Source organism: Bacillus sp. AFS031507, from assembly GCF_002584635.1.
Classification (GTDB): domain Bacteria; phylum Bacillota; class Bacilli; order Bacillales; family Cytobacillaceae; genus Neobacillus.
The window spans coordinates 31,125-48,222 of record NZ_NUOW01000035.1 but is presented as its reverse complement, the minus strand read 5'-3'; the positions used below and the strand labels follow the sequence as shown (position 1 = coordinate 48,222).

The 17,098-nt window shown below is 35.7% G+C and carries 14 protein-coding genes and 5 pseudogenes; 3 read left to right on the top strand and 16 right to left on the bottom strand.

Translation table 11 applies throughout. The features are described 5' to 3' along the window. Positions 1-262 precede the first annotated feature (262 nt). A pseudogene (locus COE25_RS25295) lies at positions 263-1,090 on the top strand (MFS transporter); the annotation flags it as partial. Positions 1,091-1,092: 2 nt separating this feature from the next. On the opposite strand, the pseudogene COE25_RS25290 reads toward COE25_RS25295, so the two are convergent. From COE25_RS25290 to COE25_RS31030, 6 genes and pseudogenes are all read right to left on the bottom strand, one after another. Beyond that, positions 1,093-1,356, bottom strand: a pseudogene (locus COE25_RS25290) (cupin domain-containing protein); the annotation flags it as partial. A 324-nt stretch (positions 1,357-1,680) separates the two neighbouring features. Further along, positions 1,681-2,262: an NADPH-dependent FMN reductase gene (locus COE25_RS25280; protein ID WP_098934581.1), complete on the bottom strand. Its 582-nt coding sequence runs from the start codon at positions 2,260-2,262 to the stop codon at positions 1,681-1,683. Between the two features lie 27 nt (positions 2,263-2,289). Beyond that, a complete protein-coding gene (locus COE25_RS25275; RefSeq protein WP_098934580.1) occupies positions 2,290-3,138 on the bottom strand; it encodes a tryptophan 2,3-dioxygenase family protein in 849 nt (282 codons plus the stop codon). A gap of 16 nt (positions 3,139-3,154) precedes the next feature. Beyond that, complete coding sequence (locus COE25_RS25270) at positions 3,155-4,480, bottom strand: MFS transporter (RefSeq protein WP_098934586.1); 1,326 nt, start codon at positions 4,478-4,480, stop codon at positions 3,155-3,157. A 124-nt stretch (positions 4,481-4,604) separates the two neighbouring features. Next, positions 4,605-5,420, bottom strand: a complete 816-nt coding sequence (locus COE25_RS25265; RefSeq protein WP_257208957.1) for a nitroreductase family protein — start codon at positions 5,418-5,420, stop codon at positions 4,605-4,607. A gap of 235 nt (positions 5,421-5,655) precedes the next feature. Next, a pseudogene (locus COE25_RS31030) lies at positions 5,656-5,793 on the bottom strand (amidohydrolase family protein); the annotation flags it as partial. Positions 5,794-6,391: 598 nt separating this feature from the next. Between COE25_RS31030 and COE25_RS25260 the strand changes: the two are divergent. Both COE25_RS25260 and COE25_RS25255 read left to right on the top strand, forming a co-directional pair. Continuing rightward, entirely contained in the window at positions 6,392-7,306 is a 915-nt protein-coding gene (locus tag COE25_RS25260; protein WP_180247598.1) for a LysR family transcriptional regulator, read from the top strand. A gap of 214 nt (positions 7,307-7,520) precedes the next feature. Further along, on the top strand, positions 7,521-7,781 hold the full coding sequence (locus COE25_RS25255) for a hypothetical protein (RefSeq protein ID WP_098934577.1): 261 nt from the start codon (positions 7,521-7,523) through the stop codon (positions 7,779-7,781). A 373-nt stretch (positions 7,782-8,154) separates the two neighbouring features. Here COE25_RS25255 and COE25_RS25250 read toward each other — a convergent pair whose 3' ends face one another. From COE25_RS25250 to COE25_RS25205, 10 genes and pseudogenes are all read right to left on the bottom strand, one after another. After that, entirely contained in the window at positions 8,155-9,498 is a 1,344-nt protein-coding gene (locus COE25_RS25250; RefSeq protein WP_098934576.1) for a DUF4309 domain-containing protein, read from the bottom strand. Between the two features lie 751 nt (positions 9,499-10,249). Then, entirely contained in the window at positions 10,250-11,953 is a 1,704-nt protein-coding gene (locus COE25_RS25245; protein ID WP_098934575.1) for a M56 family metallopeptidase, read from the bottom strand. A 25-nt stretch (positions 11,954-11,978) separates the two neighbouring features. After that, positions 11,979-12,350: a BlaI/MecI/CopY family transcriptional regulator gene (locus tag COE25_RS25240; RefSeq protein ID WP_098934574.1), complete on the bottom strand. Its 372-nt coding sequence runs from the start codon at positions 12,348-12,350 to the stop codon at positions 11,979-11,981. Between the two features lie 152 nt (positions 12,351-12,502). Further along, a pseudogene (locus COE25_RS25235) lies at positions 12,503-12,719 on the bottom strand (MFS transporter); the annotation flags it as partial. 354 nt (positions 12,720-13,073) lie between these two features. Next, a complete protein-coding gene (locus COE25_RS25230; RefSeq protein WP_098934573.1) occupies positions 13,074-13,703 on the bottom strand; it encodes a recombinase family protein in 630 nt (209 codons plus the stop codon). 413 nt (positions 13,704-14,116) lie between these two features. Next, entirely contained in the window at positions 14,117-14,455 is a 339-nt protein-coding gene (locus COE25_RS25225) for a hypothetical protein (protein ID WP_098934572.1), read from the bottom strand. Between the two features lie 574 nt (positions 14,456-15,029). Further along, the gene (locus COE25_RS25220) at positions 15,030-15,215 is read right to left on the bottom strand and encodes an FmdB family zinc ribbon protein (RefSeq protein ID WP_098934571.1); all 186 of its coding nucleotides are present in this window, start codon (positions 15,213-15,215) and stop codon (positions 15,030-15,032) included. A gap of 80 nt (positions 15,216-15,295) precedes the next feature. Then, positions 15,296-15,778, bottom strand: a pseudogene (locus COE25_RS25215) (recombinase family protein); the annotation flags it as partial. Positions 15,779-16,163: 385 nt separating this feature from the next. Further along, complete coding sequence (locus tag COE25_RS25210; RefSeq protein ID WP_098934569.1) at positions 16,164-16,622, bottom strand: hypothetical protein; 459 nt, start codon at positions 16,620-16,622, stop codon at positions 16,164-16,166. A gap of 62 nt (positions 16,623-16,684) precedes the next feature. Beyond that, positions 16,685-17,014: a hypothetical protein gene (locus COE25_RS25205; RefSeq protein WP_098934568.1), complete on the bottom strand. Its 330-nt coding sequence runs from the start codon at positions 17,012-17,014 to the stop codon at positions 16,685-16,687. Positions 17,015-17,098: the final 84 nt, after the last annotated feature.

The window sequence follows — 17,098 nt, the reverse complement described above, 5'->3', positions numbered from 1 at the left end:
AAATAATTCAATATCAATAACGAATATAATATACCAACTAGTAAGTAAAGCGATTGAAGAAAGAAGGAATTACTAATATGAAAAGAATGTTTTGGGTTATTGACTTAACTCGGCAATGTCAATATAAAAAAATCACCATAAAGGAGGATACTTTAACGAATTTATCCCAGGTTTTTTGGACACATTATAAGTGCCAAAAAGCCTTTAAATATAATCAATAGTTTGATAGTAATAAAACTATTTAATTGAGAGGTGTGGAAATTTGAGTACGGTAACAAATAACTTAAAATGGTTAATTTATTCATTATGTTTTGTCGTTCTATTAGGAACAATGAATGCGGTCTTATTTAATGTAGCTCTTGAGGATATTGCAAAAGATTTATCAATTAGTCATTCAAAAGTAAGTTGGATTACAGTAGGTTATGCCTTAGTTACTGCTATTGGCTCTATGATTTATGGAAAACTAGCTGATCGTTTTCGTGTAAAAAAACTATTTATCATTTCAATCATATTGTTTATATTAGGTTCCATCATAGGTTTTAGCAATCAATCATTTGTTGTTGTTATCTTTGCAAGGCTTCTACAAGCTAGTGGAGGATCTGCTTTTGTTGCGCTCGCCATGGTTACTGTAGCAAGACTATTTACTCCTGATGAAAAACCTCGAGCATTAGCAATGATTAGTTCTTCTATCGCTTTAGCTGTTGGTATGGGGTCACTAGTTGGTGGAGCAATTAATGATACATTTGGTTGGCCGTATCTATTCTTAATTATGGTCATTTCCATTGTAGGTATTGCATTACTGATGAAATTTATGCCAAAAGAAGAAACTCATTATTCAAATGACGTATTTCACTTTGATTTTCTTGGTGCTTTGTTGTTATTTGGATTGATCGCTACCTTTTTACTAGGGGTAAACATAAATAGCTGGCTTTTTGTATTCTCATTCGTTTTATTTTTCTTATTCAGGACACGAATGACCAAAGCAAAATATCCATTTATTGATATTGAATTATTTAAAAACAAAGTTTACCTTCGCTTAATAACTGTTGGATTTATTAATAATACTGCCGGATTGGCAATTATCTTACTTGGCACCCGGTGCGGGGAGTGAGGAAAATTCGCCGGCAGCAAAAACATTTCCCCCTCTTTTACCGTTACGACCTCACGCTTTCCTTCTGCATTAATCACTTCCACGTAACAATAACCTTTGATCTGATAGAACACTTCTTCAGACGGATCCACATGAAAATCGCGCCGTTTATTCGGACCTCCGATCACTTGTACCATCAATTCGGCATCTTTCCAGATCACTTTATTATTCACCGGTGGTTTAAGTAGGTCTTTATTTTCCTCAATAAAATTCCACTGCGCTCATAGGTTTAGACACTCCCTTATATCATTTAATTGTTTTTTTAAACAGAGTAATTTAGGCTTTGAATTCTTTTTGCATCATGACGACCTCTTTAGCTAGCTCCTTAATTCTGTTTAATACATCTTCATCTACAATTTCATTCTGCTTATTAAAGTGGTCGGTATGAGTATAAACGGAACCTGGTGCTAAGCTTTACACCAATCATCGTTCCGGATATATCCAATAATTTCATTTAAAGTCCACCTTCAAAAACCGTTAATCTTTTCTTTGCCAAGTAGGAATAATTACGATTAATAAAATATTACTCGTTATTTCATTACTGTATATTTAGAGGACTTTTTATTATCTACTACTGTCAATAAATTGCTAATGAGGTTCTTAACAACTGTTAATGCCATTTCGTCAGTCAATTGACCATTTTCATCGATTTTTACATGAACCTGCGGAATTAGAACCTCTGGCCGATTAATCGGATCCATATTTATTTTTAGTAGAATATCGCGTAAATGTGATTGAGCACGAGCTGTCCCTAATATTCCCAACGATGCTCCCATGATGGCGACAGGTTTGTAAGCAGATGGATAACCAACAAATGGACGAGATAACCAGTCAAGAGCATTTTTTAATGCTCCTGGAATCGAGGAATTGAATTCTGGCGTAGCAATTAGAAACCCATCCCCTGATCTGACTAAATTGGCAAGCTGTATAACAGTTTCCGGAGGATTAGCTTCCAAATCCTCGTTATAATTTGGTATTTCTGAAATATCAGCAAACGTATATTGTATTTCGCTTGGCAGCATATTTACTGCATGATCTAGTAGTATTTTATTGTAGGATGCCTTTCGCAAACTTCCGCAGAATCCGACAATATGTGCTTTTTGAGTTGTCATGAAAAACCTCCATAAAATATTTATCAATTACATCTTGGTGCGTGCGGACCAAAGCTCAGGAAATAGATGAATTGTCGCGTTTTGTTCCAACCAACTTGATGCTGGCTCCTTATAATAAGCGAGTTTTTGTCCATGTGTTCGCCGAGACAACATGAGATGCAGGTGTTGCCAAGTTGCATATTCCTGTGCCAGATCCATCATTACTTCTGCCAGGTCCCGTAAATCGAGATAAGCTTCGCTTCCACTGTAAACACGAACCCAGCTATCCTCAACTTCCGGGATTGGTTCGTTGGATGAGTGGAATGACGAGATAATGGAAGTATCCGGAATCGCAAACCCACGTCGATTTAAAAGGGATAATACATCGTCATACAAGCTTGGCGCATGGAGCATCTGTTGAAGCTCACTATAAATCTCCGGAATGTTTGCTAGTGGTTCCAACGACTTTTCTGATTTTTTTCCTAGAAGAAACATTAATGCACGAAACATAAACGAGTGCACTGAGGATGAACGGCCTTGGCCTAAATTCTGCTTTATCGGACTCCATTCTTGTGGCGTCATCCCTCTTGTAATCTCATAAGAAGCGTTCATCGCTTTGAAAATCGCAATTGCTCTTCGTAGCGTACGAGTAGCTGTATAAACATCATCTTGTTGGAGGTGATGCTGCGCAAGACGGACCTCATGGCAGACAGTACCAACATACAATTCACCTACTTGACAGGTAATCAAGAACCCCATTTCATATGGACTCTCACTAATTAATTCCTGTTGGGATAAAAGGATTTGTGGGCGGATGTATTCATTATAGCCATTACCGCCTTGCAATGATTTAAGGACACCTATAAAAGGTCTGAGATCTTTAAGATTCTTATCCATGTTTAATCACCTTTCCCTACGCTTTTTCACGCAAAAATAGTATACAAACTGTCCCAAGTAATCCACTTATAGAAAAAATATAGAAGTACCAAGAAAGATCTACATTCCAGCTTATCAGCAATCCCCCAAGCAGAGGACCGCAAACCGCTCCTATTCTGCCAAACCCGTGAGCCCACCCCAATGCGGTAGCATGATTATCTGCAGGATAAAATGTTTGAATGTATGAATTCATCAAAATTACACCACCGTAACTTCCAAAACCTGCAATACCAACAAGGATGAATAACAATACGATTGAGAATTTGATGCTTAACAGTATTATGCTTATACTTGCAAGGAAAAACGAAATACTTATAACACGTTTAGCTCCCCATCGATCTGCAATAACACCAGCAAGAACCGGGCCAATCGCCGCAAAGGCGTTAAGAGCTACTAAAAATGCCAGGCTTGAACCCATCGGGTAGCCAGATTCACGCATGATTTTTGGAAGCCATGTATTCAGGCCATAAATCATCAAAAAACCCATGAAAAAAGTAATCCAAAAAAGCAGCGTTGATCGAACATTTTCGCGTTTAAATAGATTTGTCACAGACTGCAATTTCTTTTTTTCTTGGTTTTTGTAATCCCCCGAATCTTCGTTATCTTTAATTTCTTCCATAGAGAGACCATAGCGATTAATAATCTCCTCTGCTGCAGCATATCTATTTTTGGACCTTAGGAAAATAATTGACTCAGGTAAAAATCTGATAATAATCGGCACTACCAAAATCGGTAAAAAACCGAAATAGAATAAGAAACGCCATCCATGTTCTTGTAATAAAAAAATAGCAAGAATTGCCCCTGCCACTCCACCTATAGAATACCCAGTGTACATCAACGCATAAATAAATGATTTTCGCTTTGCTGGGGAATATTCTATGGTAAGAGCCGTTGCCGTTGGGACGACCCCCCCCAATCCTATTCCTCCGATAAAACGATAAAATCCAAATAATTCCGGATTAGGAGCCATGGCGCACAAAGCCATTGTAATGGAAAATAACGATATGCATATGATCAAAGACCCTTTACGTCCAATAAGGTCGGTCAATGTGCCAATTATTACTGCGCCGAGTATCATGCCCACAAGTGCGTAACTTCCAATCGCGCCAGCCTGGATAGCAGTCAATGACCACTGCTTATCATCTAGTAATGCAGGTAGCACAGCCCCATATATCCCCAAATCATAACCCTCAGTAAAAATACTAAACCAACAAATGGCGAAAACAAGCCAAGTCATTCTTTTATTACTAGATGTACTTAAGTTCTTCAATTCTTGGTTAAGTGCATCAATACTAGGTTCCATTGCAGAAATATTCACCTTGTTACTCAATTTTTTCCCCTCCTGTATAGTCGGTATTTGCAAGCTTTAATAAATACTTTCAAACACTAGAACACATGCATTTAAGTAAGCCTTTTCTAAATATACATCAGCCAATGAAAAATCCTCTTTTCTCAAGAGTCTGTTTCAGCTCATTCCTTAAACTGGCCGCAGGTGAGATGGTTTCAGGTCGGTTGCAACGGCGTGCTGTGTGCTCGCACCATCCATATACAATTTGATCATCATCCACCACATTGCCTAGTATGCTAATACGCCGGCCATCATACGTTCGGAGTGAAGACATCAGTTCGTCATACTCCAAAAGTCCCTTTTCAAGGTGTTCCGTTGAATAGCGCTCATGGTGAATTAAAACATCCTCGGGGAGTCGGGGTTTTATTCCCCTCCTTGCTCCTTCTTGCTCATAACCTACTGCTAAACCCGCAACTGCTAAAACTCTTTCTGGGAGCCCTAACAGGTTTGAAAATTCTTCTACATTATTTCTTACAGCACCAACAGGAACAGTTGCTAGTCCCAGTGATTCTGCAGCAATCGTTGCATTTTGTAAAGCCAATGCTGAATCAACAACTGCTGTTATAAACATTTCGAGATTATCGCCAAGAAATTCATAATTCTGCCGCTCAGTTACATACTTAACTCGGTATAGATCCGCACAAAATACCAGGAATACAGGGGCTTCTCGAATAAAATTTTGATCTCCTGCAAGACTCGCCAGTCTATCCTTCTGCTCTTTATCAGTTACTATGATGATACTATAGGTGTGTAGGTTTGATGAAGTTGATGCACTGCGTGCAGAAGTTAAAATTGCTTTTAACGTTCCCTCAGGAAGCTGATCTACTTTAAATCTTCGGATCGACTCATGAGAATTTAAAATTTCGAGAGTCTGGTTATTGATGTCTGAAAGCAATTTTATACCTTCTAAATCGAATCTGTTTGTATTTTTTTTAGTCAACATGCTAAATACCCCCTGAACCAACTCAATGTGTTTGTAGAAATTTTGATTAATTATTTTCATGGTGCAAATACAAGGCAGATCAGTTCTTTCACTTTTTCCACGGAACGACCATCTAATATTTCAATATTTACAATTGGCATAGGAATCTCTCTTACAATATGACTACTCCTCAACCCTGAATGAAATTAAAACGCTTCGGATTTTGCTCGATCGTATCGGCAATAAAGTCATTTTGGATGCGTGCCATCACTTCTACATCTTGCGTAGGCGCCCAGTTCGAAAATGTAATAGGGATTGGGGATAAAACTTGGATATCCACATTTTTCCATTTTGAATGCGCTTGCAATGCTCCCAGGTTGGCCCCACGAATATTTTCTTTATTTCCAAATCATATAAATCTGAACTCAGATATATCTCCCTAGGTTTTTTATTATCTTGATCAGACCATTTTATTTAATTTCCAACTTTATTGGATTCCTTTAACATTTTTTACCTCCTCTTGTTTTGTGAAGATGTTTTTAATTTAATAAATAATAAGATTAATTATTTTAATATTAATTTGATTGTTTTATTTGAATTTATTATTACAATTCATTTGTTTAACTCATTTACTGATATCTTAAAACACCAACATATAACTTTTGTTTTTAGGTTTCTATTTGAAAATATCTGTTTTTAACCTACAATTACTACAAAAACAACTCCCTTCGAGTATTATTTTTTAAAAATTTATATCAATTTGACTATTCGTAGTTTTTAGTTTACTATGCGAGATGAGATAAGTAAAATTGTCTTAATTGATTTTAAAATTAACTTTTTTAATAGTAATAATTTATGAGATATATAGTCTTAGGTCGACTTAATATAGTGAGGTTAATTTCTAGACTTTAATGGAGCATAGTAGTTTAAATGGGGTGTATGATATGGATATTGATCATCTAAAAACATTTGTTTATGTTGTTGAACTAAAAAGTTATTCAAAAACCGCCCTTGTTCAACATATCTCACAACCGACCGTAAGTACCCGAATTCGGTCTTTAGAAGATGAACTTGGACAAAAGTTATTATATAGACATGGAAAAGAAATACAACTTACTCCAGCTGGAAATTATTTTTACAATAGTGTACAAAAAATTATACAAACCAACGATGAAATAAAGATGGGCCTTAAAGAATATGTTTCAGATTATGAATATTCTGTAGGTACGACCCTATTTCTAAGCAATTATTACTTATCAGAAATTATTCCGCAACTCCGAGAAATTCATAATGACATTACATTAAACATTCGGACCGTTTCTCAACCGTACCAATTGATCGAATTATTTACTAAAGGCATTATAGATGTTGCAATCCTATCAGCTCATAGCTTTCCAAATTACAGCCACCAAAAATTACAAAGCGTAGAATTGCTTTGGAAAGAAAAAACTGTCCTTGTTGTATCTCCAAACCATCCGCTTGTTGGAAATGTACTTGACTCATGTCACTACCTATCCAAATATCCTTTAGCACTACTTGGGACAGATGTTAATCATTACAGCCATCAATTAATTGAATTATGCAGGGAAGAGAATATCGCTATTAAACCTGAAGTAGCAACTGATAACTTTGAAATGGCAAAAAGATTAGTTGAAAAAGGAGATCTAATTTCATTCTTGCCATATGTTTGTGTCGAAAATGAAATTAAAAATGGCCAATTGGTTGAAATTCCATATAATTTTTCCAGAGATTTATCAGCTAGTATTTATCTTTTTTACCGTACAGATAAACACCGTAAATTTTTTAATTCCTTATATACATTATTACTGAAGAGCTATAATTCCCGTATATTGCCGTAATTTAATGTCCGCAATTTTACGGATTTTCAACCTAAAAAGGAGGCTGTCAGCCTCCCTTTTTAATATTTCTACTTTTTTATATTCCTTTGGATGTTAATAACAGCCTCTCAAAGAAAACTCATGGATATGTCTACATTAGAAAGGAAAAAAGCATAGATAAAATTGAGGATATTATATTAGTCGGTGGGGACTTTCTCTGCGCTGCCTATCACCTTTGCAACATGATGCAGAAGCAGTCGTAGATATTGAGTATGGTAATTGGTGTAAGTTGGTTAAAAAAAGATTACCAATAAAGAAGGATGAATCCATTAAGAAAATTGATATAGAGGGTACAGATGTTAACGAATATCGTTTTGTCTTTTTTGAATTAACGAATGATACAGATGTTTTAGTTGCTCAATATAAAAAGAGTCTTAAGGCTAAATGGGAATTGATTAAAATTGATCCTGAAAAATGCTTAAGGGAAAACAAATAATATCTTCCTTAATGCTTTAACTTAAAAGAAATGAATATTGGGTAGTTGACCAGGAACTTTTCTCCGAAGATATGTTGAATTTGATTTTGAACACAAAAAGAGCAATCCTATCTAGGTTTGCTCTAGGCTTAATGCTTGAATTTAAACTAAGTGTATAAATGACCGCCTACGTGACGTTGAATGTCTTTCATGTGGTTAAATTTATTACAGTCAACCATATGACTTTGGAAAAAAATTAAACAAAATAAAAAATTTAACACCTAATCAGGCTAGGACCACTAATAGTGGTATAGTTAAAGCCGCCAGTAACATAATTAAAAGTTATTGGCGGCTGAATGATATAACTTTAAAAATAATTTGCTAATCAGAACGATTATTGATAGGCTCGAGTATTTAATAAAGTTGCAAGATCAACAATTTTGAACCCTCTTCGTTTCAGTTCATCTATTATAACCGGAACAGCTTTAGCCGTTTCTATTTTATCCTCATCGCTATGCATTAGTATAATGTCACCATTGCGAACGTTGTCAAAAACATTTTTTTCTATATGGACATGCTCACGTTGAGACCAGTCTAATGTATCAATAGACCAAATGATGATTTTATAATGGTCTTTTTTTGCAACTGAAACCAGTTTAGAATCTGTCTCACCATAAGGAGGTCTTAATAAAGCTGGCGCCTTCCCGATTACTTTACGAAATGCGTCTGCAGTTTTTTGTAAATCTTGATGGATTTCTGCAGCTGTTTCTTTTGGTAATTCATGATGATAAAAGCTATGGCTTGCGATCTCGTTTCCATTATTGTAGGCAGATTTAACGACGCTAGGATATTTTAGAACCTTTTGTCCGATAAAAAAGAACGTTCCTTTAACATTTTTTTGTTTAAGAGTAGCGATTATTTTTGGTGTATTAATTAGATCTGGACCATCATCAAAAGTAAGTGCCACCATTTTTTTATTTGGTCCATTTACAAACACATCATTTGGGTAGCTTTTCGGAAACGCAAGTATATCATGACGCCATTGTACCATCCGCTGCCAAGCAGAAGCGGTAAGTTTCTGAGAGGTCCCCTTGATTGGAAGTATATAAGATGAAACGGGAATAACTATGTCACTAGGACTAAATACAGAGATGTGATTTACTTTTCCTGTTGATTTCGGAATAATCCATTTTAACTGGAATTGAGAATTTACTTTATAGGTATAGATATTGTCATTATTAAATACAGTAATCGTTGCAGGATTACCCATTACTTTTTTTATGGAAGAAAGTGTATATGCTTGTAGTGACGGATCATATGAACGTACATCAAAAATACGTCCCGCTTTGGTATAGCCAAAAACTGCATGCTTTTTTGAATAGGTTGCATAATAGCCACTCCCTGCAAAATCCACACTATCTGGGTTGCCCCAAACTTTTTTTACATCAGAAATAGATTGCTTATGAGCTGTAAATGGAATATTTGGAGCCATACCTGTTTTAGCTGCGGATACTATCTGCGGGATAGTTGCAGTTACAGTTTGGAATCGGTGTTCATTTGTATTTTGTGTGTTTGTTCCAACATCACTCGACATATTCTTAGTTGGAAGTGCCGATTGATCTTGATAACTTTTAGTTGCATTTGTTTTACTTTGACTTTGATTCGTGATATTGTTTGGATTGCACCCTATAAGTAGAATAAGAATACAGCTATATATGGCAAAAGAATATAATTTCATAAATTTCTTCCCTTCAGTGTTCTATTTTATTTTTCCTATTTATTAAGTTGTTATAAACATTAAAGAAAGTTGCTTCGGATTTTATCTCAATCATTTCACCCCCACATAAGAATGCAACTTGTCGCATAAGGATTAATTATCCCGAAGTATTATCTAATTCCACATTTTTTTAAAAAGGCGAGCACGGATTGTGTTTGCTTTTTTAATGTGTCCCGTTTATTTACCCGTTATGGTAAATAGGAAGTATTTTTTTGTTAAACATTGTGTGAAGCTTTTCACTTAAATAAACGAGTGCTTATGTTAAAGAAGGGATTGCTGCGGAATCCCGTTTTTCTTGTTCCGCTAACGATAGCAGTTTAGTTCAATAAAAAAGACAAAGTTGGTTTGGACTAACCACCTTCAAAATGTTAATGAAAATCCTTCCGGTATTTCGAATCTTGTTTTGGCAATACAAAAGAGGCTGCATGGTTAAAGAAAAATGCAGCCAGTTACGGATTTAGTGGCATACGATCGATAGGCAGACACTCCGCTTAAATAAATTCCGACCATTAATAAGTAATAATGAATTCACAATGAGCATCATTTTGAAAATCAACTTTTTCATAGTGTTTCTCCTTCAATTGTAATCTAACTATAGAACTTCCCATTCAACTTTAATAGGCCCTAACATTGTCTCCACTAAAGTCGGTGAATGCTTTATCATACCTCGGTTAACGAGAACTGTAATGCTTCCAATAGTCGCATGGATGCATCACCACTGTCTTCCCGGATCGCCTGCCATATTATTAACGGTACCCCTAGGGTAAAGTACGGAGTAGTGGTCCATTACCGGGTCCTGATTGTTATTTGAAGGCTGAGGAAATACTAACAAAATCTTGTATTCCGAACTTACAACATACCCTATAATTTCCTCACCATTACTTTTTACATCATATGCCGGAGTTCCATATGCTTTCTTGACCATAGAAAGTGATAATTCATTTAATTCCTTATCAAAGGATCTCGCCTCGAAGATCTGATCCCCTTTGTTGAAGCCAAATACCACATTGTATTTCGAAAATACAGCATAATTCCCTTTAGCTCTAGGTACCCAATCGACCTTATCCGGATTTCCAAGCTTTTTCTCTGCTTCATCTATAACTGTAGTTTTAACAGGAAACTCAGAATTTATGATTTTACCCCGCTTTGCCAATTGCATGATACTTGCAAGAAGCTTTCTCTGAATGCTCTCTTGAGATGATGAAGCAGCAGAATTGTTATTCGATGCTGACGATTGGTTTGTATTGTCTTGTGTTGTATTGTCCTGTTTTGTATTGTCTTGTGTTGCATTGCTTGGTGTTGCTTGATCTTGCGATGTTTTATCCACTGACGGAGTAGAATTAACATTAGAACTATTTGTACCGCTGTTGTTATTTGGGATAACCCCTGTACTGACTGATTTAATGGTGCTTGAGCAGCCTACCATAATTGTAAGAAATACAGCTAAAACAGCACATATTGCCGAACTTTTTTTGAATCGTGTAATCATAATAATTCTTCTTTTATTGGATTTACTTGCAAATCCTAATGCCCCAGTAATGCCCTTTTTTTCTGAGAATAATCTAAGCATACTGATCATAGTCTGACCGTATTTTTTGACTTCTTCTGTCTTTAAGGTGTTGAGGACAGCCGCATCACAAGCCAGCTCACAGTCTTGTTTTATCTGATTAAATGAATACCAGATTAAGGGATTGAACCAATATATTGCTTTAACAAACATAAGCAAGGTGTTTACCGCTAAATCCTTGTTCCTAATATGAGTTAATTCATGGCTGAGAATAAACGTAAGCTCTTCCGGGGTTAATTTGTCTATAAGCTCCTCTGGAATTAAAATTTTAGGACGTATCACCCCGTAAACTGCAGGCGATTTCGAGTAATTATTATAAATAATTTCCACCTTAGAATTTACTTTTAGCCTTGATTTTTCTGCTTCAAGAATTTCGATTAAGTCTTCTCTTTCACATCTTGAGCACTTTTTCAATTTAGCCATCATCAAGATATTTACGCATAGAATAAACAGTAAAGCTGATGAAACACCTATTATCCACAGCACCGCCGCAGTATCATAATTAAATATAGCCCCTTTAATACTAGGATCAGCTAATGCCTTACTATCTTCTTTAGGCGGTGTATTTCCGGTTTTAATAGTACTGTTTGATATTATGTTAGGAACATATTGCTCTGCTATAATATCAAGTTTCTTCTGCTCATTTGGAATAAAATTCAGCAAGCTTATATGACTTTGAATGCCTATTGGGAGTATTAGCCTAAGTACAAGCATAAACCAAATATAATAATGAAGCCTTGCGCTAAGCTTTTGTCTAAAAATTGCCTTAATGGCAAGTATCCCTAAGGCTAAAATACTGCCCATAAGTGACAGTAACAAGACTTCTTTAAACACTGCAGATAAAACCATGCTTCATCACCTGCCTTTTACTCATTCATTTTTTATCAAGCAATCTTTGAAGTTCTTCTATTTCTTTTTCAGAAATCTTCTCATCCTTTATAAAATTGGCGAGCATAAGTTGGAGAGAACCATCGTATACCTTTTGGATAAACGACCTTGTTTCTTCTAGTATAACGTCTCTTTTATCTACCAAAGGATAGAACTCATACTGAGGCGTCTCCTTATTCACACCTAAAACTCCCTTTTTTACGAGTCTGCTTATTAATGAATGAATTGTTTTCGGACTCCATTCCTTATTAGAACTTAATGCCTCTATTATCTTCGCAGCAGTTAATGGAGCTTCTTCCCATAACACCTTCATTACTATCCACTCTGCATCAGATATTTTGCAATCTATTTTCTTCATCTTTCTTCCTCCATCCTACAAGTGTAATCTGTATTTATAGATTACACTTGTAGGATGGTATTGTCAATAGCTTTTTTGCCTACAAAAATACAAAAAGTATTCAGGCAAAGCCTGCTGGGACGTGGGTTTATAGCGAGCTTATAAGTGTGCTTACCGACGAAGATTTTCTTTCCGTTAAATTTGTTCATAAGCCAGCCAGATACTGGAACTGCAATCGCAAGGGTTAAAACATATCCTGTAATGGACCATTGGATGGTATCTAATGTCGTGTTGAAATCCTTAGTTAGTTTGTCGATGTCGATCTTCACCATAGTTGAGTCATGCATTGGAGCAATTGCTCCAACTGCAAATAGCCCAGGCAGCCGACATATTCAGGTACCTATACAGAAGAAATATTGACTCAGTCTACGTTTACTTGCTTCAAACATAAAAAAACCCGACTTTCCATTTATAAGAAAATCAGAGTTTTTACTTTCAAAAAACTATTGCTTAAACACAATTATTTAGAACTTAAAGCACCAACTACAGGATTTGGAACATAAGGATGAAGAGGATAGGAACATGTGTACCTATCCTCTTATAAAAAACTTAATTGAGACTTTAAATCACTGGAATGTATTTACCTATGTAGACCTTCTAGTTGCCCATTACAATAACTGTTTGCGACGTTAGCTTAAGTACATTTTTTTACAAACCTTTTTTTAATTAAAAAAGGCACTATTGCTAGTGCCTAACCGCTTCATATTCCTTCATGATTTTATAAAATGTATTTTTCCTTAAATCCATTTTATTCATAAATTCAACTGCCGTTATTTCGTTCTTTTTCCATGATTCATATTTATTTATTAAAATTGCTTTCTGTTTCTCATTTAATGATTCTAGGCTTATTTTCGGTCTACCTAGATGTTTGCCTTTTGCTTTGGCCGATTCAATTCCTTCTCGTTGCCTCCTATGAATATCCTCTCTTTCTTTTTCAGCAACGAACGAAAGAACCTGCAATACTAAATCAGAAACAAATGTCCCCAAAGTATCCTTGTGCTGTGTTGTATCCAGCAATTGCATATCAATTACCCTAATGTCAGCTTTTATTTCGGAAGTAATGATTTCCCATTCTTTTTTAATCTCTTTAGAATTTCGGCCAAAACGGTCAATCGACTTTATAAAAAGTAAATCACCTTCACGTAAGCACTGTTTTAGTGCTTTGTATTGGGGGCGATTAAAATTTTTCCCGCTTTCCTTATCTATAAATATATCCCTTTCATTTATACCTAGTTCAAGCATTTCGTTAAGTTGACGATCAATATTTTGGTCTTTACTGCTTACTCGAATATAACCAAATATTTTATTTTTCATGATGTAATTATCTCCTTGATGCATTCTGTATGATACTTAAATCATAACAAAATAGTTTATAAAGATATATAATATTTTACAAACGTTTATAAAATTTTTTCGGACCTTTAAAACTATTCAATCATTAATAACTTAAATAGTGTAATAGTGTTTAAAATGGTGTACCTTTTGAAACTATCCTCATGTCCGTTTAGAGACAATATACGTCTCCAAACGGTACGACCTTATCGAAACACTAGCAGTGACTCTTCAATTTAGCCATTATTTCTTCATCACCTTAAAAAATTGCATAAAAAAGAGGACTTTCCTGTTTATGGATGTTGCTAGGAAGTCCTCAGACAAAATTAGATTTAGTTTTGTGTATGGTTTTTCATTTCAAATAAAAAGACAGGGGTTATCCCTGTCTAAGTGCTTTACCTAGCTAATACCTTAACACCAGAATGGATGGTAAGATAAAATGGGAAAAAGACCATTGTGGTATCATTTAAATTATCAAAAATAGCATCCAATAATAAGACTGATTCTTTTAGTTTTGCTGTCCATAAAGGATTGTCTGTGACAACATCACCTTTTAAGGCATTCAAATAATCAAATGCTTCCCATCTCATCTCTCTCAAGATACTGTATAGTCCATCAAGGAAGGCATACTCTGGGGGAAAGGCTTTATCCCCATTCCTTATAACTACCTCCATAAATTCAGTTAAATTCTCTACTAATTTCTCTGCATGGTCTAATTTCATGTCCATTGCCATTGCCCTTCACCTCAACCCTAATTTAATAAAATTCCCTATATAGGTAATATCCTTTTTGACCCCACTTTCCTTATATGGTTTTTCAAAAAAATTTCTGCTTAATTTAATTGTAAAACAGTTCAAGTCTAACTGTTTGTTTCACAGTGTTTCACAGACCACTCTTTTGAAAAATTCTTTAGGAAGAACTGCTGTCACCTATTAAATAAAAGCTACAAAGTAATATATAACAGGGGCAGAAATTCTTTTAAAAGTTTCCTTGTGGATTTTAGGGATAAATAAAAGATTTACAAAGTTATGATTTTAATTCTAACTTAGATTTTATTGTGGTTCATTTGTTTAAGGGAAGAAATGGCTAGGCAATGCAGGGAAAAGCAGTGTTTTAGGGGTATTTTTAATGAAAATATTGTTCACCAAGTTCAAATCATAGGACTTAAAAGTCCTCAATGAAGCCTTTTGTGCAGGATTCTTTGCTTGTATGGTGTTAGCAACCCTTTTTGGTATTTCAATGACATGGTGGGGTAGCCATAAAAGCATCCAATAAAAAAGACACCTGCTAATGCAAGTGCCTTCTTGGTTATACTTCTTGTTTTTTAAACTCTGGGTCAAATTTCCAATCAGTTCCCATGCAACATGCTTTATATGTCAGCTTCTTGCCACATGAAGGACAATCCCTTGTAAATTCATCTTTGAAAGGATAATCCCCTTCTTGAATAACATTGTAAGGTTGACCACATGAACATTTATATGGATATTTTTCCATAACTGCACCCCTTTTATAAGTAGCTTGCCTAATACAATCCTACCATATATTGGGTGAAAATAATTAAATAAAAGACAGGATTATATCCCTGCCTTCCTCTTATTAATCTCCTTGTACAGCTTACCCTGTGAGATGCCCACCTGTGCCACTATTTCCTTAATGGAATAGTCACCACTATCATACATCCTAAGTGCCACTGAAACCTTATCTGTGTCCATTGTAGGTCTTCCAAGTGTTACCCCTCTAGCCTTAGCTGATGCCAACCCTTCATTAACCCTCTGGACTGTCAATGACCTTTCAAGTTCTGCAATGACAGCCATCATTTGAAACATAGCCTTACCTGTTGGTGTTGATGTGTCCATGTTCTCCTTTAAGCTGATGAATGTCACACCTAACTTATCAAACTCTTCTACTGTTGTAAGGATGTCAAGGGTCTTCCTGCCAAGCCTACTGATTGATTCAACAATAACAGTATCACCTTCTCTAACAGTGTCCATAAGCTGTTGTAAGCCTTCTCTGTCCTTTTTAGTACCTGTCATCTTCTCTTGTATCAGCCTATCATGGGTACACCAGTGCTATCGGAATCATTATCGAACTTAAACAGATTTTCACTACTTGATTTACCCCTTTAACGCACTAAAACACACCCATTACTTGAGTCGTGTCGGAAATTTACCGAATGCCAGTATGTGATTGTGTGCGGTTTCTGTTTCATACCAACACACGAAGTAGTCATAAGCGGCTTACATAATGCCATCAGATTCACTCTAGAGCAGAACTTCATGTAAGATGAACGTAAGAGGGGGATAGCCACCACGAGCCATGTTGAGCGTCTATGTGCATGATGTTTTTGCTCTCAAGGCTTCCCTCTCACCTATCCCTTACCACAATACAAAAAAGCGTTCCTGCCAATTACAGAAACGCATCCTTAAGTTGAGAGAAGCAATACTATTCGAGTGGTAAAGTTGCACCAATCAACTCGTCTTTCTGATTAAGATAATCCAATACACTCTGTATATCCTCTACATCGTAACTTTTAACAACTATCATATGCTTTATGTGAAGTCCTGTGGGATATAGATTTGGTTGTTGTAAAAGGTTTCTTAATCGTTCTGGAGTGTAAAGAATACACCATCTTTCACTTCCGTCACTCATTTTCATGCTTATTTCTATCCAATTTGTTTCATTAGGGTCTTTTGACACTTCATCATCAAACTTCCAGCTTATTAAATCTATAATGTCCTCACCATTTACATTAAAGAGTGATAACGGAAACCATCTTAATCGTCCGTTCTCGCATTTAATTCGAACCATTTCATTATCATTATTTATATCAATTACTTGGTATGCTTTTCCCCTTGTTAAGCTATCAGAATAAACTCCTGCTGTTCGACAAACGAAGTTCAAGCTATCACACCCTTTTCCCAATTAGAAAAAGCGTTCCTGTCTTGTTACAGAAACGCAGCTTGTTAGCTGAACATAAGACTATCTTTATCAAAATACTTTTTAACCTCCTCAGTAAATCCATTATCCTCAATCCATTCATAGACTTCATCCTCTAATTTTTCCATTTCGTCAATTTCTGTCTCTTGTTTTGAAGAAAGATGTAATTCACCAATCTGTGCGATTGAACGAAAGAGATTGTGTCTCTTCTCCATTGCTTCTTTTCTCTCTTCATCAGTTTCCCGCTCCATAAATTCACCATGTAAACGACTAAAATGATGTGATCCCTTGTGCAGGAAATACATCGCAATAAACAATCTGCGTTTTTCTTCTTCTGTCATTGTATTAAATTTCAAGAAAAATCACCTCAGTTTCTATAATACCAAACACTTTATGATTTAACTCCTTTTGCATTAACCCTTACTTTAAGCTGCGGTGGA

Excerpts from the sequence above, each read along its gene's own strand:
- COE25_RS25270 (WP_098934586.1), bottom strand. The coding sequence starts at position 4,480 with ATGGAACCTAGTATTGATGCACTTAACCAAGAATTGAAGAACTTAAGT.
- COE25_RS25250 (WP_098934576.1), bottom strand. The coding sequence starts at position 9,498 with ATGAAATTATATTCTTTTGCCATATATAGCTGTATTCTTATTCTACTT.
- COE25_RS25280 (WP_098934581.1), bottom strand. The coding sequence starts at position 2,262 with ATGACAACTCAAAAAGCACATATTGTCGGATTCTGCGGAAGTTTGCGA.
- COE25_RS25230 (WP_098934573.1), bottom strand. The coding sequence starts at position 13,703 with ATGAAAAATAAAATATTTGGTTATATTCGAGTAAGCAGTAAAGACCAA.
- COE25_RS25225 (WP_098934572.1), bottom strand. The coding sequence starts at position 14,455 with ATGGCAATGGACATGAAATTAGACCATGCAGAGAAATTAGTAGAGAAT.
- COE25_RS25220 (WP_098934571.1), bottom strand. The coding sequence starts at position 15,215 with ATGGAAAAATATCCATATAAATGTTCATGTGGTCAACCTTACAATGTT.
- COE25_RS25275 (WP_098934580.1), bottom strand. The coding sequence starts at position 3,138 with ATGGATAAGAATCTTAAAGATCTCAGACCTTTTATAGGTGTCCTTAAA.
- COE25_RS25260 (WP_180247598.1), top strand. The coding sequence starts at position 6,392 with ATGGATATTGATCATCTAAAAACATTTGTTTATGTTGTTGAACTAAAA.
- COE25_RS25245 (WP_098934575.1), bottom strand. The coding sequence starts at position 11,953 with ATGGTTTTATCTGCAGTGTTTAAAGAAGTCTTGTTACTGTCACTTATG.
- COE25_RS25240 (WP_098934574.1), bottom strand. The coding sequence starts at position 12,350 with ATGAAGAAAATAGATTGCAAAATATCTGATGCAGAGTGGATAGTAATG.